Annotated in this window: 24 protein-coding genes; 16 read left to right on the top strand and 8 right to left on the bottom strand. The window is 43.2% G+C overall.

Going from position 1 to position 26,320, the window contains the following annotated elements; translation table 11 throughout:
* Entirely contained in the window at positions 1-1,323 is a 1,323-nt protein-coding gene (locus BUC07_RS06690; RefSeq protein WP_073167630.1) for a sugar porter family MFS transporter, read from the bottom strand.
* A gap of 177 nt (positions 1,324-1,500) precedes the next feature.
* Here BUC07_RS06690 and BUC07_RS06685 point away from each other — a divergent pair, with 177 nt between their 5' ends.
* From BUC07_RS06685 to BUC07_RS06660, 6 genes are all read left to right on the top strand, one after another.
* The gene (locus BUC07_RS06685; RefSeq protein WP_073167626.1) at positions 1,501-1,809 is read left to right on the top strand and encodes a putative quinol monooxygenase; all 309 of its coding nucleotides are present in this window, start codon (positions 1,501-1,503) and stop codon (positions 1,807-1,809) included.
* Positions 1,800-2,954, top strand: a complete 1,155-nt coding sequence (locus BUC07_RS06680) for an iron-containing alcohol dehydrogenase (RefSeq protein WP_073167622.1) — start codon at positions 1,800-1,802, stop codon at positions 2,952-2,954. Before BUC07_RS06685 ends, BUC07_RS06680 begins: the two co-directional genes overlap by 10 nt.
* Positions 2,955-3,028: 74 nt before the next feature.
* Positions 3,029-3,340 (top strand): hypothetical protein, encoded by a 312-nt coding sequence (locus BUC07_RS06675; RefSeq protein ID WP_073167618.1) that lies wholly within the window; start codon positions 3,029-3,031, stop codon positions 3,338-3,340.
* On the top strand, positions 3,340-5,187 hold the full coding sequence (gene mutL, locus BUC07_RS06670; RefSeq protein ID WP_073167615.1) for a DNA mismatch repair endonuclease MutL: 1,848 nt from the start codon (positions 3,340-3,342) through the stop codon (positions 5,185-5,187). Before BUC07_RS06675 ends, mutL begins: the two co-directional genes overlap by 1 nt.
* Positions 5,188-5,259: 72 nt before the next feature.
* The gene (locus BUC07_RS06665) at positions 5,260-6,072 is read left to right on the top strand and encodes a rhomboid family intramembrane serine protease (RefSeq protein WP_073167611.1); all 813 of its coding nucleotides are present in this window, start codon (positions 5,260-5,262) and stop codon (positions 6,070-6,072) included.
* Between the two features lie 68 nt (positions 6,073-6,140).
* The gene (locus BUC07_RS06660) at positions 6,141-7,028 is read left to right on the top strand and encodes a rhomboid family protein (protein WP_073167608.1); all 888 of its coding nucleotides are present in this window, start codon (positions 6,141-6,143) and stop codon (positions 7,026-7,028) included.
* 19 nt (positions 7,029-7,047) lie between these two features.
* Here the strand turns inward: BUC07_RS06660 and BUC07_RS06655 are convergent, their stop codons facing one another.
* Positions 7,048-7,977, bottom strand: a complete 930-nt coding sequence (locus BUC07_RS06655; protein ID WP_073167605.1) for a YihY/virulence factor BrkB family protein — start codon at positions 7,975-7,977, stop codon at positions 7,048-7,050.
* Entirely contained in the window at positions 7,970-8,383 is a 414-nt protein-coding gene (locus BUC07_RS06650; protein ID WP_073167602.1) for a DUF4783 domain-containing protein, read from the bottom strand. The genes BUC07_RS06655 and BUC07_RS06650 overlap by 8 nt, the downstream gene beginning before the upstream one ends.
* 111 nt (positions 8,384-8,494) lie before the next feature.
* On the opposite strand from BUC07_RS06650, the gene rlmH reads away from it, so the two are divergent.
* The 5 genes from rlmH to BUC07_RS06625 all read left to right on the top strand — a co-directional run bounded on the left by rlmH (position 8,495) and on the right by BUC07_RS06625 (position 14,826).
* Positions 8,495-8,968 (top strand): 23S rRNA (pseudouridine(1915)-N(3))-methyltransferase RlmH, encoded by a 474-nt coding sequence (gene rlmH, locus BUC07_RS06645; protein ID WP_073167599.1) that lies wholly within the window; start codon positions 8,495-8,497, stop codon positions 8,966-8,968.
* Position 8,969: 1 nt separating this feature from the next.
* On the top strand, positions 8,970-12,635 hold the full coding sequence (locus tag BUC07_RS06640) for a sensor histidine kinase (protein ID WP_073167596.1): 3,666 nt from the start codon (positions 8,970-8,972) through the stop codon (positions 12,633-12,635).
* Between the two features lie 71 nt (positions 12,636-12,706).
* Positions 12,707-13,105: a phosphoribosyltransferase gene (locus BUC07_RS06635; RefSeq protein ID WP_073167594.1), complete on the top strand. Its 399-nt coding sequence runs from the start codon at positions 12,707-12,709 to the stop codon at positions 13,103-13,105.
* A 13-nt stretch (positions 13,106-13,118) separates the two neighbouring features.
* A complete protein-coding gene (locus BUC07_RS06630) occupies positions 13,119-14,243 on the top strand; it encodes a glycoside hydrolase family 43 protein (protein WP_073167591.1) in 1,125 nt (374 codons plus the stop codon).
* Positions 14,244-14,343: 100 nt separating this feature from the next.
* Positions 14,344-14,826 (top strand): c-type heme family protein, encoded by a 483-nt coding sequence (locus BUC07_RS06625; protein ID WP_073167588.1) that lies wholly within the window; start codon positions 14,344-14,346, stop codon positions 14,824-14,826.
* A 360-nt stretch (positions 14,827-15,186) separates the two neighbouring features.
* Here BUC07_RS06625 and BUC07_RS06620 read toward each other — a convergent pair whose 3' ends face one another.
* Positions 15,187-15,732, bottom strand: coding sequence for a nitroreductase family protein (locus BUC07_RS06620; RefSeq protein ID WP_073167584.1), 546 nt, complete (start codon positions 15,730-15,732; stop codon positions 15,187-15,189).
* Between the two features lie 117 nt (positions 15,733-15,849).
* Here BUC07_RS06620 and BUC07_RS06615 point away from each other — a divergent pair, with 117 nt between their 5' ends.
* Together BUC07_RS06615 and BUC07_RS06610 are read left to right on the top strand one after the other, a co-directional pair.
* Positions 15,850-16,065 carry a dodecin family protein gene (locus tag BUC07_RS06615; RefSeq protein ID WP_073167581.1) on the top strand — a complete coding sequence of 72 codons (216 nt, stop codon included), beginning with the start codon at positions 15,850-15,852 and terminating at the stop codon, positions 16,063-16,065.
* Positions 16,066-16,177: 112 nt separating this feature from the next.
* A complete protein-coding gene (locus BUC07_RS06610; protein ID WP_083578141.1) occupies positions 16,178-17,128 on the top strand; it encodes an aldo/keto reductase in 951 nt (316 codons plus the stop codon).
* A gap of 8 nt (positions 17,129-17,136) precedes the next feature.
* On the opposite strand, the gene BUC07_RS06605 is transcribed toward BUC07_RS06610, so the two are convergent.
* From BUC07_RS06605 to BUC07_RS06595, 3 genes are all read right to left on the bottom strand, one after another.
* Positions 17,137-18,039 (bottom strand): hypothetical protein, encoded by a 903-nt coding sequence (locus BUC07_RS06605; protein ID WP_073167578.1) that lies wholly within the window; start codon positions 18,037-18,039, stop codon positions 17,137-17,139.
* 134 nt (positions 18,040-18,173) lie between these two features.
* Positions 18,174-20,543, bottom strand: coding sequence for a TonB-dependent receptor (locus tag BUC07_RS06600; RefSeq protein WP_073167574.1), 2,370 nt, complete (start codon positions 20,541-20,543; stop codon positions 18,174-18,176).
* A gap of 135 nt (positions 20,544-20,678) precedes the next feature.
* The gene (locus BUC07_RS06595) at positions 20,679-21,035 is read right to left on the bottom strand and encodes a hypothetical protein (protein WP_139279496.1); all 357 of its coding nucleotides are present in this window, start codon (positions 21,033-21,035) and stop codon (positions 20,679-20,681) included.
* 111 nt (positions 21,036-21,146) lie between these two features.
* On the opposite strand from BUC07_RS06595, the gene BUC07_RS06590 reads away from it, so the two are divergent.
* Complete coding sequence (locus tag BUC07_RS06590) at positions 21,147-21,542, top strand: DUF3859 domain-containing protein (protein ID WP_073167568.1); 396 nt, start codon at positions 21,147-21,149, stop codon at positions 21,540-21,542.
* Here BUC07_RS06590 and BUC07_RS06585 read toward each other — a convergent pair.
* A complete protein-coding gene (locus BUC07_RS06585) occupies positions 21,539-21,832 on the bottom strand; it encodes a hypothetical protein (protein WP_073167564.1) in 294 nt (97 codons plus the stop codon). The genes BUC07_RS06590 and BUC07_RS06585 overlap by 4 nt on opposite strands.
* Positions 21,833-22,026: 194 nt before the next feature.
* Between BUC07_RS06585 and BUC07_RS06580 the strand changes: the two genes are divergently transcribed.
* Together BUC07_RS06580 and BUC07_RS06575 are read left to right on the top strand one after the other, a co-directional pair.
* Positions 22,027-25,224: a UvrD-helicase domain-containing protein gene (locus BUC07_RS06580; RefSeq protein ID WP_073167560.1), complete on the top strand. Its 3,198-nt coding sequence runs from the start codon at positions 22,027-22,029 to the stop codon at positions 25,222-25,224.
* A gap of 227 nt (positions 25,225-25,451) precedes the next feature.
* On the top strand, positions 25,452-26,222 hold the full coding sequence (locus tag BUC07_RS06575; protein WP_073167557.1) for a type III pantothenate kinase: 771 nt from the start codon (positions 25,452-25,454) through the stop codon (positions 26,220-26,222).
* The last annotated feature ends 98 nt before the right edge of the window (positions 26,223-26,320 follow it).

Here is a 26,320-nt window from a genome sequence, read left to right as displayed (position 1 = left end):
CTACAACTCCCTTTCCAGTTCTTCGAGCGAGGCGCCTTTGGTTTCGGGTACAAAAAATCGCACCCAAACCAGTTGCAGCACCATCATTCCGAGGAACAGACCAAAAATGAATTGTGGTTTCCAGGCTTCGGCCATCAGCGGAAAAACCAACGTGAGTGCCGCGGCAAAAAACCAGTGGGTGAAACTCCCGAGCGACTGTCCGAATGCCCGCTGCCGGTTGGGAAATATTTCGCTGATAAAAACCCAGATGACGGCTCCCTGGCTAATGGCATGGGCAGCAATGAATGCAAAAATACATACCGGCACAATCCCGGGGTTTCCGGAGGCAAAAGCCCACGTGGTAAGACCCAGTGAAGCAATGTACCCAAAGGATCCAATATATAGCAGCGTCCGGCGGCCCAGCCGGTCAATCAGCCACAATCCCACGAAAGTGAAAATCAGGTTGGTGATGCCGATGCCCACCGATTGCAACAGGGCAGCCTGCGATTCCAGACCGGTCATTTCGAAAATGCGCGGCGCAAAATAGAGAATGGCGTTAATGCCCGAAAGCTGGTTGAAAAAAGCAATAAAAAAAGCCAGAAAAGCCGGTTTTAGCAGTTTTCGGGTAAAGAATTTTTGGTGCTTGCTTTTTTGATTTCCGGAGTTTTCAATTTCATTTACCAGGGAATCCAATTCTTTTTCTGAAAAATCCGGATTTACCTTTTTTAAAACGGCTAATCCTGCTTCCCGGTTTTTGTTCTGCACAATCAGCCACCGCGGGCTTTCGGGCAGTCCGAAACAGAATGTGGTAAACAGCAACGCCGGAATGGCTTCCACGCCCAGCATCCAACGCCAGGCGTTTTCACCAATTCCGCCAAGTAGCGAGTTGGAAAGATAAGCCACCAAAATTCCAAATACAATATTAAACTGGAACATACCGGTCAGGCGGCCACGCATGGCCGGCGGTGCAATTTCGGAAATAAACATGGGCGCTGCCACCGTTGAAATGCCAACTCCCAATCCGCCGATAAATCTGAAAACCATGAACGAATAAACACCGGGCGCCATTGCAGAGCCAAAGGCAGAAACCAGATAAAGTACGCCAATCCAAAGTAAAGTTTTTTTTCTGCCAAAAAATTGTGCAGGCCAGCCACCTGTTAACGCACCCAGCACTGTTCCCCACAAAGCCATGCTGATGGCCAGTCCGTGCAACGAACTGTTCAGTCCCCAAAGCGTTTGAATTTTTTGTTCGGCACCTGAAATCACCACAGTGTCGAACCCAAAAAGAAAGCCCGCCAGTGAGGCAACTATCGCACTTTTGTATAGAAAATTTCTGCCGTTCATTGGTTTAATTTTAGCGTTTTATTCTGCAAGTCTGAATAGAGTATTTTTTCAGAAATAAAGTAAAAGTGCATTTTTTTATCAAAATAAAAGTAAGTACCAGTTTAAAATTTTCAAACATGCATCACTCTTTTCCAAATTTCAACCACATTTTTTTAATTTTGAAGAAAAAGATAAGCTATGTTTATTGTTCATGTTTTTGTTCAGGTAAAAAAAGAGGAGGTTGAAGCATTTAAGAAAGCCACCCTTGAAAATGCCCGCCAGAGTTTTCAGGAACCCGGAGTTGCCCGGTTCGATGTGGTGCAGCAACAGGATGATCCCACACGTTTTGTGCTGGTTGAAGTGTATCGCACACCCGGTGATCCGGCAAAGCACAAAGAAACGGCACATTACAAAAAATGGCGTGACACCGTGGCCGGCATGATGGCTGAACCCAGGAGCAGTATTAAGTTTTCAAACGTTTTTCCAAACGAAGAAGGATGGGATTAAATTTTAATTTTTCAACAGCAACACAAATACTTTTTGGTAACGGAACCGTTGCAAAAGTGCCGGAGCTTCTGAATACCTACGGGAGGAAGATTATGCTTGTGACCGGAAAAAATTCGGAACGGGCAAAACCGTTAACAGATCTTTTATCTTCAACTTCTGAAATTTTTCGTTTCGGGGTTGAAAAGGAGCCTTCTGTAGAAGTAATTGATGAGGGAGTGAAACTGGCCCGGAAAAACCATTGCGAAGCCATTGTGGGTTTTGGTGGCGGAAGCGTCATCGACAGCGCAAAAGCCATTGCAGCATTAACACCCAATGCAGGAGAGCTTTTAGATTACCTGGAGGTGATTGGTAAAGGGAAAAAGCTGACTGAAAAGCCCTTGCCGTTTATTGCCATTCCAACTACGGCAGGGACAGGTGCCGAGGCCAGTAAAAATTCGGTTATCTATTCTGCAAAGCATAAAGTGAAAGTAAGTCTGCGCAGTTCGCTCATGTTTGCCGATGTGGCAGTGGTTGATCCGGAACTGACACTTTCCATGCCGTCTGAGATTACAGCAACTACAGGAATGGATGCCCTGACCCACCTGCTCGAAACTTTTGTTTCTAACCAGGCCAACCCGTTTATCGACAATTTTGGCCGCGAGGGAATGCAGCGTGTTTCGCGTTCGCTATTAAAGGCTTACGAAACCGGTTCTAATTTGGAAGCCCGTGAAGATATGGCTTACGCTGCCCTGCTGGGCGGCATGGCGCTGGCCAACGTAAAGTTGGGTGCAGTGCACGGATTTGCAGGCCCCATGGGCGGCATGATTCCTATACCACACGGTGCGGTTTGTGCCCGTTTGCTTCCGGCAGTTATGGAGGCCAACCTGAAAAGTGCAAAATCACAAAATCTGAAGTACATTATTTCAAAATATGATGAAGTGGCACAACTATTGACGGGTGAATCAAATGCCCGGTCAGAAGAAGGAGTTCAGTGGGCCCAGCAAATGGTTGAAAAACTGAATATTCCTTTATTATCAGCATTTGGGTTAACACCGGATGATTTTCCGGTCCTGGTGGAGAAAGCCAAAAAAGCCAGTAGCATGAAAGGAAATCCGGTGGTGTTAAGCGATGAGAGCCTGATGCTGATTTTGGAGAAATCGATCTGAAGCCACTCTCTTTCCGGCTGAAATAAATTTTGCAGAATAAACGTTACCTTTGTAGCAGATAAAAATTTAAAAATATGATTGGTAGGTTTTTTCATACACCTGCAGCAAAAAGATTTAATATTACTCCGCGGTTTTACGATCCTGAAAAAGAGGAACGTGAGGAGAGAGAAAGGCGAATAAAAGAAGAACTGGGAATATTTGATGAAAAGAAAGATGATGGAAAACCTTACAAACCCAATGTGAAAGGACAATTTCGCAAAACACAGGGCGGGTATTCCAAAACAACCGAGAAAGCCCGAAGGGCCTCAAATACCCGGTTAATCATATTGGTTATGATTTTAGTGTTAATTTTCTATTTGTTTTTTTATTCAGATTTCCTAGGCTAGTGAGTGATATTATCCAGTTATTACCCGATGCTGTTGCCAACCAGATTGCTGCCGGCGAAGTCATTCAAAGGCCGGCCTCTGTTGTGAAAGAATTGGTCGAGAATGCGCTCGATTCCGGTGCTGATGACATTGTTATTCATATTAAAGATGCCGGAAAAACCCTGATTAAAATTACCGATAATGGTTGCGGCATGTCGCCCACCGATGCGCGAATGGCTTTTGAACGGCATGCCACGTCAAAAATACTTTCGGCCAACGATCTGTTTTGTATCCGCACCATGGGGTTCAGGGGCGAGGCACTGGCTTCGGTGGCGGCAATTGCCGATGTGGAGCTGCGCTCCAAAAGGGTGGAAGACGAAGTGGGCACACTAATCCACATTGTGGGCTCGGAGGTTAAAACGCAGGAACCCGTGGCCTGCAACAATGGAACCACCATAACAGTTAAAAATCTTTTTTACAATGTGCCGGCACGGCGTAAATTTTTAAAAAGCAATACTACCGAGCTTAAGCATATTATCAACGAAATTCAGCGGGTTGCACTGCCAAATCCGGAGATTAAATTTGCCTTTTATCATAATTACTCGCCACTTTATGAGTTGGTTAAAACCAATTTCAGAAAACGCATTGTCGATGTTTTTGGGAAAACTATAAATCAGAGCCTGGTGCCGGTGAAAGAAGAAACCAGCCTGGTAAATATTACAGGATTTATTGGTCAGCCAAAATTTGCACGCAAAACAACAGGCGAGCAGTTTTTCTTTGTTAATAAACGTTACATGCGGCATCCCTATTTTCACAGGGCCGTAATGCAGGCCTACGAAAAAGTGTTGCCTCCCGAAACTTTTCCATCCTACTTTTTATTTCTTGATCTCGACCCGTCGGGAATCGATATTAATGTACATCCTACCAAAACTGAGATTAAGTTTGAGAATGAACGCACCATCTGGCAAATCATTCATGCCTCCATTCGCGAATCGCTTGGCAAATACAACGTGGTGCCTTCCATCGACTTCGACCAAAGTGGCAGCATCGATATTCCGGTTCCCGAAAAAGAGGGTGGTGACCGTTCTTACCCGGAAATAAAAGTTGACCCCGGTTACAATCCTTTTGATCAGGAAAAAGAAATATCGACGGGGAACTGGGGACAAAGCAGTCGCGACAGCCAAAACCGGGAACATTGGGAAGACTTGTACTCCGGGGCAGAAACGAATTATAGGGAAGAGCAGTCGCAACTGAGTTTTAAAGGAGTTGAACCGGAAAACAGGCAGACAGAAGAGAAATTTACCGGAAAAAAAGTACTTCAGCTTAAACAAAAGTATATTCTTACTCCGGTTAAATCGGGTGTGATGATTATTGACCAGAAACGGGCGCACGAGCGTATTCTTTTTGAAAAGTTTATGGAAGTGCTGAAATCTGAATCGGTGGCCAGCCAGCAACAACTGTTTCCGCAAAAAATTGAACTGGATGCAGGCGATGCCGAGCTGCTGAAAAATATTCTGGATGATTTGCTTTCACTGGGTTTCGATATACGCGAATTTGGTAAAAACACGTTCGTTATAAACGGGACACCCGGCGTACTGGATGTTTCATCGCCCGAAATTATAGTAGAGAAATTGCTGGAAGAATACAAAAATTCGCCTGTTGATGCCCGGGCAAAAGCAAAAGAGCAGGTGGCTATTTCGCTGGCCAAAGCCTCAGCACTCGACTACGGAACTGATTTGGGAAAAGTGGAAATCGATCATCTCATCGATAATCTTTTTGCCTGTGCAACGCCCAACTACTCTCCCGAAGGAAAAAAGGTGTTGACCATTCAGCCGCTGGAAGACATCGAAAAAATGTTTAATAAATGACAAGTTGTCGTTATTTTAGGCGTATAAAAAATTGGCCTGCCAATTGCTGAAAGGCCACCAAAATATTTTGATATGAATTATCGACCTGTAATGAGTAATATTCCGCCGGTAGTAAAAAACCTGATTATCATTAATGTAATTTTATTGCTGGCCACCTGGGTTTTGCAGGCAAGTGGAATTGATTTAGTAAACTATTTAGGGATGCACTACCCCGGTTCCGATAAGTTTATGATGCACCAGGTTGTTACGCACATGTTTATGCATGGCGGAATTGCCCACCTTTTTTTCAACATGTTTGCACTTTGGATGTTTGGCCGCGTGCTGGAAAGCGTCTGGGGATCGCGCAGGTTTCTCATTTATTATTTTGTAACCGGACTGGGCGCGGTGGCGCTGCACATGTTTGTGAATTACCTTGAAATTTCATCGATGCAAAATACCATCGAAGCATTCAGGAATACCCCATCGCCCGAAATTCTCGATCAGTTTGTGAATAAACACTTATCGAATGCATCGGTGCAGGTGCGCGATTTTGTGAACACCTGGTATGACGAGCCAACAAATTCGGCTTTTGCCGCTGAAGGCCAGCAACTGATGGAACGGATCCTGCAAATGAAAATGGATATTCCCACCGTTGGGGCATCGGGCGCTGTTTTTGGCGTGTTGCTTGCATTTGGTGTGTTGTTTCCCAATACCCAGCTGATGCTGCTTTTTCCGCCCATCCCAATTAAAGCTAAATATTTTGTTATCGGGTACGGATTAATTGAACTCTATCTCGGATTTTCGCGGCCCGGAAGTAATGTGGCACACTTTGCACACCTCGGTGGCATGCTGTTTGGTTATATTCTTTTGAAATACTGGAACAAAACATCCAACCGATTTTACTAACCCGATAAAAAAAACCGAACCTGACTTGTGTTTGCCAATTGAATTTTGCTATTTGGAATTTTAAGAAAATGGATATTGCAGCCGACATAAAACGTACATTCAAAGAAGGTTCTGTATTAACCCGGTTGATCTACATTAACCTCGGGGTTTTTCTGGTGGTGAAAATCATTGGCTTGTTTTTTTACTTTGCAGGCCAGCCGCAAGTGCTTGTTGAATGGCTTTCGGTGCCTTCAGATTTAGATGTGCTGGTACGTCGTCCCTGGACTCCCGTAAGCTACATGTTTATGCATGCAGGTTTTTTGCACCTTCTTTTTAATATTCTGGGTTTGTACTGGTTCGGCAAACTTTTTCTCTATCATTTTGAAGGCGATAAACTGCTGAGTGTTTACCTGCTGGGAGGTATCAGCGGGGCGCTGTTTTACGTGGTGGCCTATAATGTTTTTCCGGTATTCGATTCGGTAAGGGCAATTTTGCTGGGGGCATCGGGCTCGGTACTGGCTATTTTGGTGGCCGTTGCCGTTTATGACCCGCAGCGCGAAATCCACTTGTTTTTTATCGGGCGTTTTCCGCTCAAATACATTGCTGCATTCTATGTGCTTCTTTCCATAATTGGCATTTCTGCTTCAAATCCGGGAGGGAACCTGGCCCACCTTGGAGGAGCTGCCTGGGGCTGGTTTTATATTTACCAGCTGCGCCGTGGAAAAGACTGGGGCTCCGGAATCGTAACACTTCTCAACAAAATGGAAGGCTGGTTTATAAAAAGACAGGATTGGTTCAAACCCAAAAACAACATGCGGGTTACCTACAAGCATCCGCCGCGCGACGATTATGAATACAATCGCCAGCAAAATATCAAGCAGGAAGAAATCAACCGGATTTTGGATAAAATTGCCAAATCGGGGTACGAAAGCCTTTCCAAAAAAGAAAAAGAGATACTTTTTAAGCAGGGCAAGTAACAGTAATTCTGTGGCAGTTTCAATCCTCCTTTTCGGTTCGGGCCTGGTAAATGCTGGCATTCAGCTCAAACCCTATCAGGAGAATCAACGACATAATATACATCAGAAAAAGAATTATCAGCAGGGTTCCGATTGAACCGTAGAGTTTGTTGTATTGGCTGAAATTGTTGATATAGTAAGTAAATCCGCCTAACGCTATTACACTTAATACTGTTGATAAAGTACTTCCTGCCGAAATAAACCGCCATTTTGTTTTTTTTGCCGGCGCCATGTAGTATAAAAAAGAGTTGGCAAAGAAAAGAAGTAGCACAATAACTATCCACCTTCCGAAATTGAGCAGGAAAATGGTAAAACTGTCGCGCAAAATATCGTTTTCTTTCAGGTAACTCAACGCAATTTCGCCGCCGGTGAGCAGGGTAATGGCCAGGGTGAGCAACACGGCAAGAATTCCCAAAAGAAACGTGGCCGCAATGCGCTGGCTCAGCCACGAACGCCGGTGAATACTGTGCACCGTAGCATCGAAGGCACTCATCATGGAAGCCAGGCCGTTGGTAGAAAAAATTAACGCCATTAAAAAACCCAGTGAAAGCAACCCGCCTCTTGGGTTCTTTAAAATATCGGCAATAGTATCTTCCACAACCACAAATGTTCCTTCAGGCAACAGCTCCTGAATAATGCGAAAAAGTTCGTTCTGAAAATTATCGATGGGAATGTAAGGTATGAGCGTGAACAAAAACAGCACGGTTGGGAAAAAAGCGATGAAAAAGGAAAATGCAATGGCCGATGCCCGCGTGGTAATGGAGCCGTTAACAATACTTCTCCAAAAAAACAACGCGACATCGTAGAGTGGGACTCCATCAAAAAAAGGCAGTGAAACTTTTTCCGCCCGCTCAATCAGTTTGTCCCTGATTGTCCTGAATTTTCTGCGGTTTAATAAAACCTTATTCATCAGACTCTTCCAGTTTTTCTATTCGGAGTTGGTGAATATAATTTTTCCCGTCGTTTTGTTTCAGCAAAAAATAAACCCTGAAAGTCCCGCTTTTGGTTGAGAGGTTGCCGATAACCGATTTGGAACCTTCTCTTCCTAATTCGTGTGAAACTGTAAAGTTTATTGGCGAGTTGGCACTGAAAAAATTATCTACAATTTGTTGGGCCTGAGCTTTACTGTAAACATTATCGTTTTCAAGCACTACAAGTTCAACATTTTGGTTGAAGTACTCCGACAACACTTTTGAATTACCGGTTTTCAGGCTTTTTGTAATTTCCTGGGGAACCTGTGCTCCGGTAGTTATTGCGCTTAAAAGAATTCCTGAAAACAGGAAAACTATAATTACAATTTTTTTTATTGATGGCATACTTTTTTAATTTCAAATATTTAGCGCCAAATTAGTAGCAAAAACTATGCAAAAACAAGTTGAACCTTTATTTTAGTTGTAAATTTAAAAAATTAAAATTCATTTGGCCGGATGAAAGTGACTTTATTGGTAGTGGGAAAAACCGACAAACAATTTATGAGGGAAGGTATTAAGCAGTATTCCAGTCGTTTAAAGCATTATGTTGATTTTGATATTGTGGTGATTCCGGATATTAAAAAATCCAGGAAAACCACCCCGGAACAGCAAAAAGAAATGGAGGGAGAAAAAATTCTTGCGCAATGGACCCCGTCAAAAGAGTTCCATTTGTTCGACGAAAAGGGTAAAAATTATTCGTCGAGAGAGTTTGCAGGGTTTTTGGAAAAGAAAATGCTTAGCGGCCTGAAAGAGCTGGTATTTGTAATTGGTGGGCCCTACGGATTTTCTGACACCGTTTACCAAAAAGCCAGTTCGAAAATTTCGTTGTCGCCTATGACTTTTTCACATCAATTGGCGCGACTTTTGTGTGTTGAGCAGATTTACAGGGCATTTACAATTTTAAAAGGCGAACCATATCATCACGATTAACGTGTTGCAAAAAGTAAATAAATACACTTTCCTCATTTTTGCCATCAGCTTGTTTGTGGTTGCGGCAATCATTGAAAACGGATTGCTGAAAAAGCATCCTGAAATTCACCTTGTTGAAGACTTCAGGGAACAATTGTGGGGGTACGAGGAAAAATTGGCTGAATGCACAGGCGAAATTGCCTCGGCAATGGCTGAAGGCGACATGGAATCCGGTTTTTATAACTACATCACAGCAAACAGCCAAATGCTCCGGGAAAATGGTTTTGGCTTTTTGGTCTATGAAAATGGGGAACTAATTTACTGGTCTAACCGTTCCATCTCATTTTTTAACTATGAAGAAATGTTGCCCCAAAATGAAGGGCTGGTAAAATTGCCAAACGGGCATTATTTTGCCGAAAAAAGAGAAACTGACGATTTTCATATTTACGGGTTCCACCTCATAAAAAGCAGTTATACCTACGAAAACAATTACCTGAAAAAAAACTTTTTTGAATGTTACGATATACCCGATGATTATTTGATTTCCGAAGGCGAAAGCGACGACGAATATGCTGTGCACAGCAACAACGGTAACTACCTTTTCACCCTGGAGCCGCGGGGAAACTTTTTGTGTACCACCCACCAGCTCTATTTTCCGGGAATAATTTATTTTATAGGCTTGTTAATTTTCCTGGTGTATTTGAGACGTGAATTTATTGAATCAGATGCTCCCTATTTTATCAAATTGTTTGGACTGGCCATTGCGCTGTTCCTGGTTTACTGGTTGCATCTTATTTTTCATATTCCCAGGGTCCTCTTTCATCTCGACTTTTTCAGCCCTTCGGTTTTTGCCCTTAACAGCTGGCTGCCGTCGCTCGGCGATTACTTTTTGCTGGCGCTCTTTTTCCTTTTCTGGATATACCATTTTGGGCAGCATCTCGATATTGATGAAATAAAGAAAAATTCTTTTTTGCCCCGAAGAACAATTGCCGTGTTGCTGTTTTTGTTTTCAGGCAGCATTTATCTTTTAATTCATTTTCTCATCCGCGAGCTCATATTTAATTCCACTATCTCTTTTTCGCTTAACCAGATAACCAGTGTCACCATTCAAAGCGTGTGGGGTATTTTTTCGGTGGGAATGTTTTTGCTGGCCGGTTTTTATTTTACCATTAAAATTGTGGAATGCTCGCGCAACGATTTTAGACTGGGCGAACTGGCGGGGATTGTAACTTTAATTGCATTGTTTTTGGCGGTGGTACAATTCATTTCGGTTGGGTACGTAGCAATTGCTGTACTGGTCCTTTTTATTACAGCATCGGTGCTGGCCTCGCTCTTCAGCAAAAACTACCTGCAAAATTTCACACTCAGTTACCTTATAATTTTTATTTCGGCGGCATCGCTTTATTCGCTGGTGGTTTTTTACACCTCCATTTCAGAAAAACAGCGCGGCGATCAGAAACTGATGGCCGTTACACTGGTGGCCGAACGCGACCCCGCTGCCGAGGTCTTTCTCACTGAAATTCAGGAAGATATTAATACTGACCCGAATATTCCAAATTTGCTGATTGAAGATGACGGATTGGAGAAATACATTGAAGAACAATATTTTAACACCTATTTCAGAAAATACGAAGTTCGCTTTTTTGTGTGTTCGGGAACCGACAGCCTCGATATTGAATCGGAAAACCGCACTGCCCTCTGCATGGACTTCTTTGAAAATATGATTGAAACACAGGGCGTGAAAATTCCGGGTACCAGTTTTTATTTTATGGATAATATGAACGGCCGGATTTCATACACAGGGTGCCTCCATTATCCGCTTTCATCCGAAAAACGCGGTATTTCCATTTTTATTGAATTGAACTCCGATTTGCTTTTCGAAGGGATTGGCTTTCCGGAACTGCTCATCGACAAATCGATGACCAAACCCGACAATTACAAAAAGTTTGATTATGCCAAGTATTTTGGGGGAGAGCTTACCGATAAACACGGAGATTACAATTATAACAATTATGTAAACTCCTACATTACAAGCGATAAAGAGTTCGAGTTCAACCGCTGGGACGGCATGGAACACCTCATTTATCACACCCGCGATTACAACTATGTAATTGTTTCGCGCGAGCTGTTTACGGCAATTGATTACCTTATTTCGTTCCCCTACTTGTTTGTGTTTTATTTCCTTTCGGTTTTAATCCTTCTTTTTGTCATCAATCCTTCGTTGCGAAAACGCCCGGTTACTTTCGATCTTAAATTCAGAATACAGGCTTCAATTATTTCCATTGTTTTTGTTTCATTACTGGTGGTAGCCACAGGAACCATCTGGTACAATGTAAAAGAATACAAAGAAAAGCATCAGAACGACCTGAATGAAAAAATGATTTCAATTGCCGAGGAAATTGACATGCGGTTAGAAAATGTAGATGAAATATCGTACGATCTGGCTGACTGGCTGCAGCGCGAACTGTCCAAACTTTCAAATATTTTCCGTACCGATATTAATGTTTACGGAACCAATGGCAACCTGGTCGCTTCCTCGCGCCCCGAAGTTTTCGAGCGGGGGCTGGTTTCCGACCGCATCAATGCGCGAGCCTATAACGAAATCCTGAATAATTTCCAGATCAGTTATTTCCAGCCCGAGCAAATTGGCGAAATGTCCTACCTTTCAGCTTATAAGCCTATTATCAATAACCGGGGAAGTTACCTCGGGGTTATCAACCTGCCCTATTTTGTGAAGCAGGACAGATACAGCCAGGAGCTTTCCACAATAATTGTGGCTTTCATTAACCTGTATGTGTTGCTGTTGCTGGCCAGTGTTATTGTGGCAATATTTATTGCCAATCAAATTACCCACCCACTGGTGCTGATTCATGAAAACCTGAAAAAAATGCAGCTGGGGAAACGGAACGAACCCATTTTTTACAAGCGGAACGACGAAATTGGCAGCCTGGTAAAAGAGTACAACAAAAAGGTAGAGGAGCTGGCCGTTAGTGCCGAACTGCTTGCCCGCTCGGAACGCGAGTCGGCATGGCGCGAAATGGCCAAACAAATTGCCCACGAAATTAAAAACCCGCTTACCCCCATGAAGCTGAATATTCAGCACCTGCAGCGGGCCAAAGGCGAGGGGAAAGAGTACAACGAATACATTGAAAGGGTCACATCGACGCTGATTGAGCAAATTGAGAACCTCTCGAATATTGCTACCGAGTTTTCCAACTTCGCCAAAATTCCCAATGCACGCAACCAGGTTTTTAAACTGGGTGAGCAGCTGCAAAAAGTGCTCGATCTATTTGAAACCCACAGCCGGGTAACCATCGATTTTAATACGAACGGCCTCGATTATGTGAAAGTAAACGCCGACAGGGAACAGCTTTCGCGGGCTATCATCAACCTGGTGAAAAACAGCATCCAGGCTATTCCTGAAGACCAGGAGGGAAAAATAAAAATTAATCTCAGCCGGCGCGAACACATGGCAGTGATTGCCATATCCGACAATGGCGAAGGCATTTCACCTGAAGTACGCGACAAACTGTTTAGTCCCAGCTTCACAACAAAAACCAGTGGCATGGGCCTGGGACTTTCAATTGTGAAAAATATTGTGGAGAATTTTTCAGGAAAACTATGGTTTGAAACCCAACAAGGCAAAGGCACTACTTTCTATATTGAAATTCCGGTGTATGAAGAGTAATTTTTTGCAAAAAACGCCGATTTCTGCTATTCTTGCATTGAAATAAATTTTTGTTCCTTAAAAATTGAATTATGGTCCCGCTTTCATTTCGCGAAATTTCTGAACGACTGAAACAAACTGAATTGCCTGAAATCGATCTGGTTATTGGAATTGGCTCGGGAGGAATTGTACCGGCCAGCGTGGTGGCTTTTCACCTCAACGCCGAGCTCAGGGTAATGGTACTGAATTACCGCGACGAAAAAAACAATCCCCGCTACAACGAACCCAAAGTGCTGGAAAAACCCGGCGGCGACCTGCAGGGCAAGCGAATTCTGTTGGTTGACGATGTTTCGGTTTCAGGAAAAACCATGCAAACCGCACTCCTCCAGCTGAAAGGATTGAATGTGAAAACCCTTGCCATGAAAGGAAAAGCTGATTTTGTGCTTTTCCCCGAAATAAAAGATTGTGTAAACTGGCCATGGAAACCGTAAATAATTTTAACGCATGAAGACTCCATCTTTCCTCGCAGCTGCTTTTTTGTTACTGTTCTTTTCGTTTAAAAACCAGGCGCAAACCATAAAACCGGGCAAAATATGGCCCGACAATAACGGCGTTCACATCAATGCTCATGGCGGCGGAATGCTTATTCACAACGGGAAATATTACTGGTTTGGCGAGCATAAAACCGAAGGCCGGAGAGGAAATGCTGCCTGGGTAGGAGTGCACTGCTATTCATCGGAAAACCTTACCGACTGGAAAGACGAGGGCATTGCCCTGGAAGTGAGCGACGACCCGGAAAGTCCCATTGTGGAAGGTTGTGTGCTCGAACGGCCGAAAGTGATTTACAACGAAAAGACAGGTAAGTTTGTATTATGGTTTCATCTCGAGTTGAAAGGACAGGGATACACCGCCGCAAAAACCGGTGTGGCTGTGGCTGACAATGTCACCGGGCCATACACTTTTTTAGAAGCCCTGAACCCGAATGCAGGCCATTGGCCGGCAAATTATCCCGGTGAGTTGAAAAATAAAACGTTCTCTGATGATCTGGAGTCGTGGTCGGAGGAGTGGTTGCAAGCCGTAAAAGACGGGCTTTTTGTGCACCGCGATTTTGAAAAAGGGCAAATGTCGCGCGATATGACACTTTACATCGACAATGACGGAACGGCTTACCACATTCACGCGGCAGAAGAAAACCTGACGCTGCATATTTCGGAGCTGAACGAGGATTACACGGGTTTTACCGGGAAATACATCAGGGTGCTGCCTACCGGCCACAACGAGGCCCCTTCAATTTTTAAGCGCAACGGGAAATATTACATGATTACCTCCGGCTGTACCGGCTGGGATCCCAATGCCGCACGCCTGCTGGTGTCCGATGCCGTAATGGGCGAATGGCAATATGTTGAAAATCCGTGTGTGGGCGAAGATGCCGACATTACTTTCGATTCGCAGAGTACCTATGTTTTTCCGGTTCAGGGCGAAGAGGATGCCTTCATTTTCATGGCCGATCGCTGGAGGCCGCAAAATGCCATCGACGGAAGATATGTCTGGCTGCCTGTTCAGTTTAAAGAAAACGGAATGCCCTACCTGGAGTGGATGGACGAATGGAGCCTCGGTTTCTTTGAATAGAAAATTTTAACTCAGACCTCAAATCTCAAACCATTTTCATAACTTGTTATTAAATTTTCAAAATTATGAGTTATGAATTGATATTTTATTTCAGGGTTAATTGCCTGCAATTCAAATCAAAATCAAAAGAATTGATTTTGAAACTTATGCTGATTTTACAGAAAAAGGGAATACCATTTTGAACCAGGCGCAGGGTGTTTTGCTTGCGAATGTGAGCAGCGCCATGCAAAAAGGCGGCCCCGAATATGCCATAGCATTTTGCAACCTGGAAGCTTCCGCACTGATTGACAGCCTGAGTACTGCCAATAACTGCACTATTTCAAGGGGTTCTTCCAAAAACCGGAATCCTGGGAATGCCCTTGGCTATGAACAGGAAAAGGTGTTGTGGAATTTATACGAGAAGAAGCTGCAATCCGGAAATGCCGGTGATACGTTAATACTGAACGATGAGGCGCTGGTTTATTACAAAACCATAAAAACAGCCATGCCTGCCTGTTTAAACTGCCACGGCATCCCCGGTTCCGATATAGCCCCTGCTACTCTTGAGAAAATTCAGGAATGGTATCCGCGATTGTTGATGTGATCTTTGGTCAGTTACCCAGTTCGGAGTTTCTTTTCCAATTGTTTCAATCCTTTTTCCCGGTTTTTTTCTGTCATTGCGGGCCCTTTTTTGAGAATAGCTGACGATTAACCGGCCGTTTCTGCTTTTTAGTTCCCGGGGACTACCTTCTTCAACACCAAGTTTAATCACTTTTGGCTTTATTGCCTCGGTTTCATTTCTAAGCTGTCTGCCCAGAATATATTTGATATCCGATAGGATAGCCATGATTGCTAACCAGCAGTCCAATCATAATTTGGGACTGCTGGTGTTTTTCGTAAGTGCCATTCTGGCCGAAATAAATTTTGAGTAAGTCATCTAATTTACCTCAAAAACCAGTCTAAGTCAGTAGGAATTAAATCCGCAAATCTCATCCGTTGGTTTGCGGATTTTTTTGCGCAAACTATAATCCTCCGGCGGATAACCCAACGTTATCAACAATCCGATTTTCCGTTTTTTCGGAATATTTAGCAACTGCTGAATCTTCTTTTCATCGAACCAGCCCATCATGCAGGTTCCCAGTCCAAGTTCTGCTGCCTGCAAACAAAAATGGGCGGCGGCAATTCCAATATCGTATTGCGGGTATTCCTTGTTTTTGATCCCGCCGCCAATTTGCGCAATCAGTTTGGCTTTTACCATCACCAAAACAGCAATCACCGGTGCTTCGGTGGCAAATTTATTAAACGAAATTGCTTTGTTGAACGTGGCTTTGGCCACCTGGTTTTTAAGCTCCGGTTCATCAACAATAATTAATTTCCAGGGTTGTGAATTGCAAGCCGACGGCGCCAGATGAACTGCTTCGATAAGTTTTTCAATTTTTTCTCGTTCAACCGGCTTATTTTGATAACGGCGTACACTTTGCCTTAATTTGATTAATTCCTGAAAATCCATAATGTTATTTTTCTGAACCCCGAAATTAATTGAATTCTTTCAGCTTCCGATTAAACAAAACAAAAATTCTATCGTACATATTAGTAGTTATAATGTAAAACCATAAAATTTTAAGTTATGTCAGACAGTGTTTATAAAATTATTGAAGTGGTTGGCAGCAGTCCCGAATCATGGGAAAAAGCAGCTCAAAATGCAATTGACCGTGTATCTGAATCGATACGCGATTTGAGAATTGCCGAAGTGAAAAAAATGGACTTACACCTGAATGAAGGGAAAATTGAATTTTACCGCGTAAAACTGAAAGTTTCGTTTAAATATCAGGGGAACGAATAATGGCAGGTAGTTAAGATTTTATTGAAGGGCGTAATTTTAAGCGCCCTTTGTTATTTTTTTTAGTTATTTGATTTTTTCTTAACTTGGTAGAAATCAAAAAAATCAAAATAAAATGAAAAGAAGAAATTTTATACGTAACAGTACCCTCGGGGGACTGGCGCTTACCATTCCCGGTATTCGCAGTTTTGGCAACGATTTTTCGGCCGATTACCATATCCCTAAACGGGTTTTAGGAAAAACAGGCGATAAACTTTCGGTTATCGGGTTTGGCGGAATTATGCTGAACGATAACCCGCAGGACTTTGCCAACGAGCTGGTGGCCAAAGCATACGAGTTGGGTGTAAATTATTACGATGTTGCGCCCACTTACGGGAATGCCGAAGAACGCATGGGGCCGGCACTGAAGCCTTATCGGAAAAATTGCTTCCTGGCCTGCAAAACAACCCAGCGTGATGCCAAAGGTGCCCAGGAGGAACTGGAAAATTCTTTAAAACTTTTGCAAACCGATCATTTCGATTTGTACCAGCTACATGCAATTACCTCTGTTGAAGAAACTGAAAAAGTGTTTGCTCCCGGCGGTGCAATGGAAACGTTTGTAAAAGCCAAACGCGATGGGAAAGTCAGGAACCTCGGCTTTTCAGCACACTCGGTTGAGTCAGCACTCATGGCAATGAATAGTTATGATTTCGATTCAGTATTGTTCCCCATTAATTTTGCCTGCTGGCATGGCGGCGATTTTGGGCCGCAGGTATATGCCGAAGCCGAAAAACGTGGAATGGGCGTTTTGGCCCTTAAATCAATGGCACTCACCCGGCTGAAAGACGGAGAAGAAAAATTATACAAAAATGTGTGGTACCGCCCCATTGAAGATGAGGAAATTATGAAGATGGCGTTAAAATATACGTTGTCGAAAAATATTACTGCTGCCATTCCTCCGGGAAAAAATACTTTGTTTTTGAAAGCGCTCGAATTTATGAACAACTACGAGCCAATTTCCGGGGCTGAAACCGACAAGCTTTTATCGCTGTCGAAAGTAACCGAACCTGTTTTTATGCACGCTTAAGCGGTGTGTCATCTCAATTCAAAGGTGGTGGTTCCAATGTTGTAACCGTCGGCAAAAATGTCCACGGTGTATTCGCCTGTCATTAACTCGGGCTCGTTGGAATTGTCCCAGAAAATAGCAACAGGCAGGTCATGTCCTTCGTAAACTACTTCGCGCATGGCGGAATATTGAATTTCCAGGTCCTCGTACCTGAACAGGTTGTTTTCCGATTTGCTCATTAAAAGCTCATCGGGACGCATTATGCGTGCGTAAATATTTTTTGGCCCGCGTTTGGCTGCCACGTTTTCGCCCAAAATAAAATAAATCCTGATTTTATCAGTCCGCCGGGCAAACCGGGTAGTCTGGCTTCTTGTGTTAAGCGGCTCGGCTCTTAATTCTCTTACCTGCAACCTGGAGGCACGCTGAAGGTTTTGTTCCAGTTGTTGTTTTTCTTTACTCAGTTGTTGTTTTTCTGATTCAGCCTGCTTGTACTGCTCTTTTACTTCAAGGTTTTCGGCCATCAGTTCTTCATTGCGGCGGTTTAATGAATCAATCTGAACCACAAAATCGCGCATGATTCCTCTTAACGTAGTTACCTGTTTTTGATAGGCATTAATTTTTTCAAGGCTGACTTTCTTGGTTTGTTCCACTTCCACCAAAAGGTCTTTTACTTTGGTTTGTGCCACAAAAAGTTGTTCACTTAGCGTGTCGCTGGCAGTTTCAAGCGAGTCGTAACTGGTAACTAAATGATTTAATTCAAGTCGTATGGAGTCTTTTTCGGCATTCAATTCATTTAAAATTGATTTATGCTCTCGGTTTTGTAAAAAGTAGAGAACCACAACCACCACAAGGAGAACCGAAAGAGCAATTACAATAATATTGTTCCTACGGTCTTTTGCATTCACTTTTTTTTGGGCATCCAAATCATTCATTTTCGATATTTTATATATAAGAGCCTGTCTTTTATTCAAGAACGGCGTAAAATTACAAATCTTTTGTGTGCCACAAATAAAAAGAGGTTGCCTTTTTTATAGCAACCTCAGCAGGAGATAATTATTATTTTGAATTACATATTTCCGATTTTTACCCCAAAATAAAATGTGCGTGGATTGAGTGGCCCGTAAATATAAGCCGGATCGCGATTAATTCCTGAGTCGAAATCGTTCTGATAGCTGTTGGTAATGTTTTTTATCCCGCTGTTTAACTGAACGATTACGTTTTCGGTAATTTTTATGTCGTAGCTTAATTTAATTCCCGCATCGAAAAACGAACCGGATTTATTCAGCTTTCCTTCTTCCGGATTTTCAAGCTGCGGCCCAAAATAGGGGATGAGCATCGGGCCTGTATAATTTCCGGTAATTGCAGCATTAAAATAGGGTGCCGGGCTGTAATTTAAACTGATGTAGCCGTAAGTGTCTGGTGTGCGGAAAAAACGTGTTTCGTTAAATTCCTGCGGCTCTTCATACCGGCTTTTCTGAAAAGTGAACCCCGACTGCAGCTGGAACCAGTTGGAGGGAGAGGCATTGAATTCAAGGTTAACACCCTGAACTTTTGCCCCTTTTTCAGCATTCACACGGGTATAAATTACCACCCCGTTTTCATCCGGAGTGCCGTATTCGTTGGCAAACGGATTGTTGAGGTGGGTGTAGAAACCTTCCACTAAAAGTTGGTATTGCCATCCACCATTAAAATTGGAAAAATCGAGCGAAGCAGTAAAACTGTTTGAAGATTCCTGTTTCAAGTCGTTTGCATTTCGGTGCAGCACCTGGCGCGATCCGGAGGTTTCAATATGCAGGTCTTCGTCAAAAATTTGCGGGGCACGAAAACCGCGTGCATAGCCAGCCCTGAATTGGAAATTATCAAATATATTATACATGAAATTAATCCGCGGACTTAATACATCACCCGTGATTGACTGGCTGTCGCGGGTCTGGTCTTCAATTTTATAATGATCGAACCGCACTCCGGCACTAACCACTACTTTGTCTATTTCCCATTCCGATTGCAGGAACCCGGCTTGTGTTTCCATTTTTTGGTCAGCAACCAGCGTGCTGCTGTGCTGAAGGTTTTCTTCCGGATCGTAGTAGCCCGGTTTTTCGTCGGTGAGCACACTGCCGTTCGCTTCCAGGCCGGCAGTGATTGCAGCTTCCGAAAAAACTAAGTTGTGCAGGTGTCTGATATACTGTATTCCGGTGGAATAAGTTAAATCATCTGTTAAACCATACGCAGAAGGATCCTGTTCAGCGCCATAATAGGAGTCGCGGTTTACGCCTTGTGCCGAGAGAAATGCCGAAAATTTGTCGTGTTCGCGCAAGAGTAAATCGAAATTTAGTGCCCCCGAATTAATCTTGTGTTCAACACTTTCGGCAATGTCAGCTTCATGCAGGGGCATGTCGAATTTATTCCCTCCTCTTCTGAATTCATTGATATGAAAATAATCGAAGGTGATTTTTCCGCGGGAGGAAACACGCTGAAATATACGTGCCCCCAGGGTTACATTTTCGATGGATGACAATTCCGAAAATCCGTCGTCATTGGCATCGAACGGATCGCGTTTCCTGTGAAATCCGAAGATGCTCAACCCCGTTTTAAAATCGTCACTAATCAGCGATCCGTTTAACTTTATATTGTAGTCGTCTGAAGCTTCATAATTATTAGCCACGCCGGTAAAACTCTGCGAAACACCTGCTGAAAACCGGTTGGTGATCGGATCCTTTGTAATCAGGTTAATGGTTCCGGCAATGGCGTTGCTGCCATACATCGATGAACCACCACCACGAATAACTTCAACGCGTTCAATCATATTTGAAGGAATAAGTTCCAGCCCGTAAACGCCTGCCAGCCCGCTGAATATAGGACGCGAATTAATCAGTATTTGGGAGTAAGGCCCTTCGAGCCCGTTCATTCTGACCTGCGAAAAACCGCAGTTCTGGCAATTGTTTTCCATGCGCAACCCCGGCGAAAAGTTTAATCCTTCGCTTAGTGTTACATTTTGTGTACGCTGAAATAGCTTTGGGTTAATACTGTTTACAATGGTGGGCGTTTCTTTCCGGTTCTTTTCATTCCTGTCGGCCGACACCACAACCTGCTCAATGCCAATGTTGTCAGGTTCAAGCTCAGCAAAAAATGTTGTACTTTTGTTGGCTTCCAACATTACTTCTTCCTTAAGTGTTTTGTATCCAACGGCTGAAACCACAATTGTTTGTTTGCCTTCCGGCAGGTTGGCCATTTTAAAATGTCCTGTAGCATCAGCTGCCGATGCAATTGTAGTTCCTTCAATAACAATGGTTGCAAACGGAATGTGTTCTTCGCCCGATGTTACGTGCCCGAAGAGCATGGCATCGGTTTTAGGCCTTTTTAAGGGTTCATCAGAATATACAGAATTGCTGGCGCAAATAAATAGTGCACTTAAAATAATTACAGAAATCAGTCTCATTTTGGTTATTTAAACTTTGCCAGAGGTGGTCTTAACCCCTTTTAAAAAATTAATTTGAATTGCGGGCAAAATTAGGTGTCAGGCTCCAGGTGTAAAATCCCCATTTGTGGTGATTTTGTTCTACCATTGACCAATTTATGCTGCCCGGAGAATTGGGTGGGATTTTTGGGGAGGTGGCCCACGGGGGGCGGGTTGAAAAAGTGAGACTGAATTGTAGTTACCTTCTTTTGGGAGAAAAGGTAGAATGAATTCTGGTGGCTCAACAGCCAGTATTTGCAATTCCTGCGAGAAGTTATAATAATCGAAATTTAACTGGCTGAATAAACAGATTTCAGTTTTGGTGTGTTGGTGGTTCTCAACCGGATTTTCATTTTCTGAATTTAACGGATGAGAGTGGGTAACCACAATTCCGTTGGAATAAAAGTGGGTATGTTTGTTTTGAATGGAATTCTGAACGATATAAAAATATATCGGCAAAATGAAAACAAACAAAAAATTGATATTTTTTCGGATAAAAATCACTTCTTGGTTTAAGTTTCGTAAAAATAATATTGTTGAGGTAAATAGAAACAACAATTTAAACATTTGAATTAATAATTAACCATGAGACGAAAAAACCCAATATTTAAAATTTATAGTTACGGTGAATATTCCAGGTGGAACCGGGAGAGCAAGGAAATCCCGAAAATTCTGAATTTTACTACCACCATTGAGGCTGAAATCGGAACTGAGTTTGGATACGTTTTGCACATTAAGAATGGGAAAAGTGAAAATATAAAATATAAGATTGAACACCCACCTTTCAAAAATGAAAACGGAGAAATTGTGCCACCTTTTGAAGGTTGGGAGTTTATCCGAACTAACGACTACCGGTTTTACCTGGGCGATTGCATTTGGGAACCGCTGGAAGATAAACTGGGCGATTGGGAGTTAACCACCTACCACAACGGAAAAGCAGTAGCAAAAAAACTGTTTAAAGTGGTTAAGAAAGAAAATTAACTCACTTTTTTAACTTCGGCTGAAAGCTTTTCGAGCTCCTTGTCGGCTGTAGCAAGCAATTCGGTATTGAGCTCTTTGTAATATTTCTTTACAAGTTTGGGATTGTCTTTCCCGTCAGGATGGTTGGCCCGTTTGCGAAAATCGCGATGCTTCTCCACCACTTCCGTGGCAATATTCATTACAGCGTCCTGATTTACTTTCTGATTATATTCCAATACGTAAAAACAATCGTTTAATACCAACGACATCAGCAGGTCAATGTCTTTCTTCAAATCTTTAATACTTGCCATAATCTGTTTTGAATTAGATTTCTTTGAACCTGCAAGATAGCAATTTTTTCAGTTTTATAATTCATCAAAATCATATCTGGTTCAGGTAGTCATACTCCCATTTAAAGTGAGGGTATGACTAAATTTGAAAATAATTACCGGATTTTTCTTTGGCGCAGTTTAAATCTGTTATCTTTTAAGGAATAAAATTAATCATGAAATTTATAGCCGATTTACATATTCATTCGCATTTTTCACGGGCAACCAGTAAAACGCTCATACCAGAATACCTTGATTATTACGCTGGGCTGAAAGGGATTAAAGTAGTTGGAACCGGCGATTTTACACATCCCGGGTGGCTGGCCGAGCTGAAAGAAAAAACCGAACCCGACGGCAACGGGTTGTTTAAATTGAAAAAGGAGTACCGGCTCGATTCACCTTTTTGCGATAATGATTCGCGGTTTTTGCTCACCGCTGAAATCAGCAATATTTACAAACGCGGAGACAAAGTTCGTAAAGTACACAATGTGGTACTGGCTCCCGGATTTGAGGAAGCCGAAAAAATAAACCAAAAACTGGTAAATCTGGGCGGAAACCTCACCTCCGACGGGCGGCCAATCCTCGGGCAAGACTCCCGCGATCTGCTCGAAATTGTGCTCGATTGCAGCGAAAAAAACTATTTTATCCCGGCACATATCTGGACACCATGGTTTTCCATGCTGGGTTCCAAATCGGGTTTCAATTCGCTGGGAGAGTGTTTTGCCGACTTGTCGCCACACATCCACACCATTGAAACCGGGCTCTCCACCGATCCGCCCATGAACTGGCTTTGCTCGTTTCTCGACAAGGTCACGCTGGTTTCCAACTCCGATGCTCACTCGCCCGACCGGCTGGGACGAAATGCAAATATTTTTAATACCGAACTTAGTTATCAGAGTATCACAGAAGCACTTCGAACCGGTAATCCGGAAAAATACCTCGGAACAATCGACATGTTTCCGCAGGAAGGAAAGTACCATTACGACGGTCACCGCAAATGCAATGTGTGCTGGGATCCGGCCGAAACCCTGCGCAACAAGTCTATTTGTCCGGTTTGCGGGAAGCCGGTGACAATTGGCGTGATGAACCGCGTGATTCAATTATCCGACAGGGAAAATATTGAAAGTCGTCCCAATAAATTGCCATTCCGTTCCATTATTCCGCTAAAGGAAATGCTTGCAGAAATTGAAGGCGTTGGTGCGAAATCGAAAAAGGTGGAAGCCGGATACAAACAAACCCTGGAAAAACTGGGAAAAGAACTGGATATTTTACTTGAAATTCCGTTGGAAGAAATTAAATCAAAAACATCGGAAACACTCGCTGAAGCGGTTCGCCGGATGCGCAACCGCGAGATTTACATTCAGGAAGGATACGACGGGGAATACGGAATTATCAGTGTTTTTAGGCCCGGCGAAGTAAAAAATTTCGAGGCAACGGGCTCTCTTTTCCAGATGGAAAAACCGGCACCGCCTGAAAAACGGGCACTGATTCAATTCGATTTAAAAGGCATTCAAAAGTTGCTGCATCAAAAAGAGCAGATTGAAAACCTGGCTGCGGAAAAGCAAGAGCAATACAAAGCAGAAACGACAGAAAAGCCGGTTTTCAACAATTTAAATCCTGAGCAATTTTCCGCAGTTCAAAACAATGAAGGACCATCACTTATTATTGCCGGCCCCGGAACGGGCAAAACCAAAACCCTTACCAGCAAAATTGCCTGGCTGGTGGGCAATCATAAGGCAGAACCCGAAGAAATCCTGGCCATCACATTTACCAACAAAGCTGCCGGCGAGCTCAGGGAGCGACTGGAGGTTCTGCTGAAAAATAAAACGAAAGCCAGTCAGGTTACTGTGGCTACTTTTCATGCATTCGGTCTTTCGGTTTTAAAAGAATACCACACGGAATTTAGCCGAAGTGAAGATTTTATTTTGGCCGATGAGGGATTGAAACTGGAAATTATCAAATCCTTTTCAGAATTGAAATCCGGAGAAGCCAAAAAATTGAGCGCCGAAATTTCGGAAATAAAAAATGGCACCAAACCGGAAACTTCCAGTTTCACCAAATATGAAAAAGAATTGCAGAAGCTCGATGCTTTCGATTTGGATGATTTGATTGCCAAACCTTTGCTGCTTTTCAATAAAAATGAAAAAGCGAAAGCCGTTTATCAAAAGCGATTTCGGTACATTTTTGTGGATGAATATCAGGACACCAACGATGCACAGTACCGCTTGTTGCGGCAACTTGCCCCGGATCCATCTTCGAATCTTTGTGTGGTAGGCGATGCCAATCAGTCGATATACGGATTTCGTGGCGCGAATGCCGGCTACATTCAACGATTCACCGACGACTATCCCGGTGCAAAAGTTTTCAGGCTGAAACAATCGTATCGGTGCTCGCAAACCATTTTATCTGCTTCGTCAGATGTGCTTTCGCAATCTTCCGGATTTTTGCAGGGCCTCACAGAAGGCGTTCAGGTTTCTGTTTCGGAACAACCTACAGGTGCTGCTGAAGCTGAATTCATTGCCCGGCAAATTGTGGAACTGGTGGGTGGGGTCAGCTTTTTTTCCATCGACAGCTCTGTTACCCGCGGCGAAAAAAACGAAGGTATTTCCAGCCTTTCCGATTTGGCCGTGTTGTGCCGCACCCGCAACCAGTTTGAGGCCATCGCCAAAGCATTGAATGACCATCATATTCCTTATCAGGATGTGGGAACAGTGCCGTTTTTCAGGGAAGAACCGTTTCAAAGTTTCGTCGATTTGCTGAGTGTTTTTTTATCCGGCAATTTTGAAAAAGCTGCCCCTGTTTTTAACCTGAAGAAAAGAGCATTTTCAAAACTGCAGTTTGAAATGGCAAAGGAGGAGACCAAAAAGTTGGATGCTGTTTCATTTTTGAATTACCTGAAAGATTCGTTTTTCGCTGGTCAAAAATTTGATAACCAAAACTGGGAGCGGTTTACCGGTATGGCCGGCAATATGCAAAATTGGGGTGAATTTCTCAATTATGTGAAGCTGGGTTCCGGCGCAGATATTCACCGGAAAAACCTCGAAGCTGTTTCGCTGATGACGCTGCATGCATCCAAAGGACTGGAATTTGAATGTGTTTTTATTCCCGGTTGCGAAAAGGGCCTGCTGCCCTACAATTTGTATAAAACTGAAGTGGATGAGGAGGAAGAAAAGCGCCTGCTTTACGTGGGAATGACCCGCGCCAAAAAACTGTTGTACCTCACTCATGCCCGGAGCCGAACCCTGCGCGGACGGAAGTTCAATTTGCCTAAAAGCCCATTTCTTGGTTCAATTCAGCAGGAGCTTATTCAGCAAATAAAAAATAAACCACATAAAAAGCCGGAGGAGAAGGATAATCAGTTAAGTTTGTTTTGACGAATAATGAAAATTCCAACAATCAAATTCCAAAAAACAAATAATAATCAAACTTCAAAGCCTCAATTTTCTAAACCTTCCTATTTGTTAGAGATTTGAATACGTACGATATTGTTATTTGTTTGATTTTAAAAATTTACAGCTTGGATTTTTTTGATAATTGTAGTTTGGATATTGAAATTTATTTGAATTTTGTCACTTGATATTTGAGATTTAATAAAAGCAGCATGTTACTGGCAATTGACATAGGCAACACCAACATCGTTTTTGGAGTGAATGAAAACGGGAAGTGGCAAAACCACTGGCGCATTCAAACCGACCATAAAAAAACGGCCGATGAGTATGAAGTTATTTTTCGTTCGTTGCTTTCGGCAGGTAAAATTTGCCGCGCTCATGTGAATGACATTATTTTGAGCAGCGTGGTTCCGTCGCTGGTTCGTCCGTTCACCGAAATGCTTCCGGGATTGTTCGACGGAACAAAAATTACAGTTGTTGATCCCGATATTTACCCGCAACTACCCATCAAAATTTTGAATCCCTACGAGATTGGTGCCGACTTGGTAGCCAACGCGGTTGCAGCCTTTCAAAAATTTGGAAAACTAACCACGATCATTGATTTTGGCACTGCGCTCACGTTTACTACAATCGGCAAAAATGCTGAGATTAAAGGAGTTGCCATTGCACCCGGTTTGCAAACTGCCGTTGCGGCTTTGTCTGGCGGAACTGCCCAGTTGCCGCAGATTCATTTAACGCCGCCACCCTCGGTTTTGGGCGAAAATACGGTACATGCCATCCAATCGGGTATTGTTTACGGGTTTACCGGTCTGGTCGATTCCATGATTGAACGCACACAGGACGAACTGGATGAAAAGCTTACCGTCGTGGCCACCGGCGGATTAAGCTCGGTAATAGCTCCGCTAACTAAAAACATTAAACACGTGGAGCTGCTGTTAACGCTGGATGGGCTTGCTGAAATCTGCAGGATTGTTTGTGATTAATATTTTAGTTCAAATTAGAAACCCACGTTCTCTGAACGTGGTCAGAGTCGTTTTACGGGTTTGCCTATAAAAGACTCATTGCTAACTTTCGAAAGTTG

Origin of the sequence: Tangfeifania diversioriginum (assembly GCF_900141875.1) — a bacterium.
GTDB classification, from domain to species: domain Bacteria; phylum Bacteroidota; class Bacteroidia; order Bacteroidales; family Prolixibacteraceae; genus Tangfeifania; species Tangfeifania diversioriginum.
Note: the sequence above shows the minus strand (reverse complement) of the source record. Positions and strands in the feature narration are given on the sequence as shown.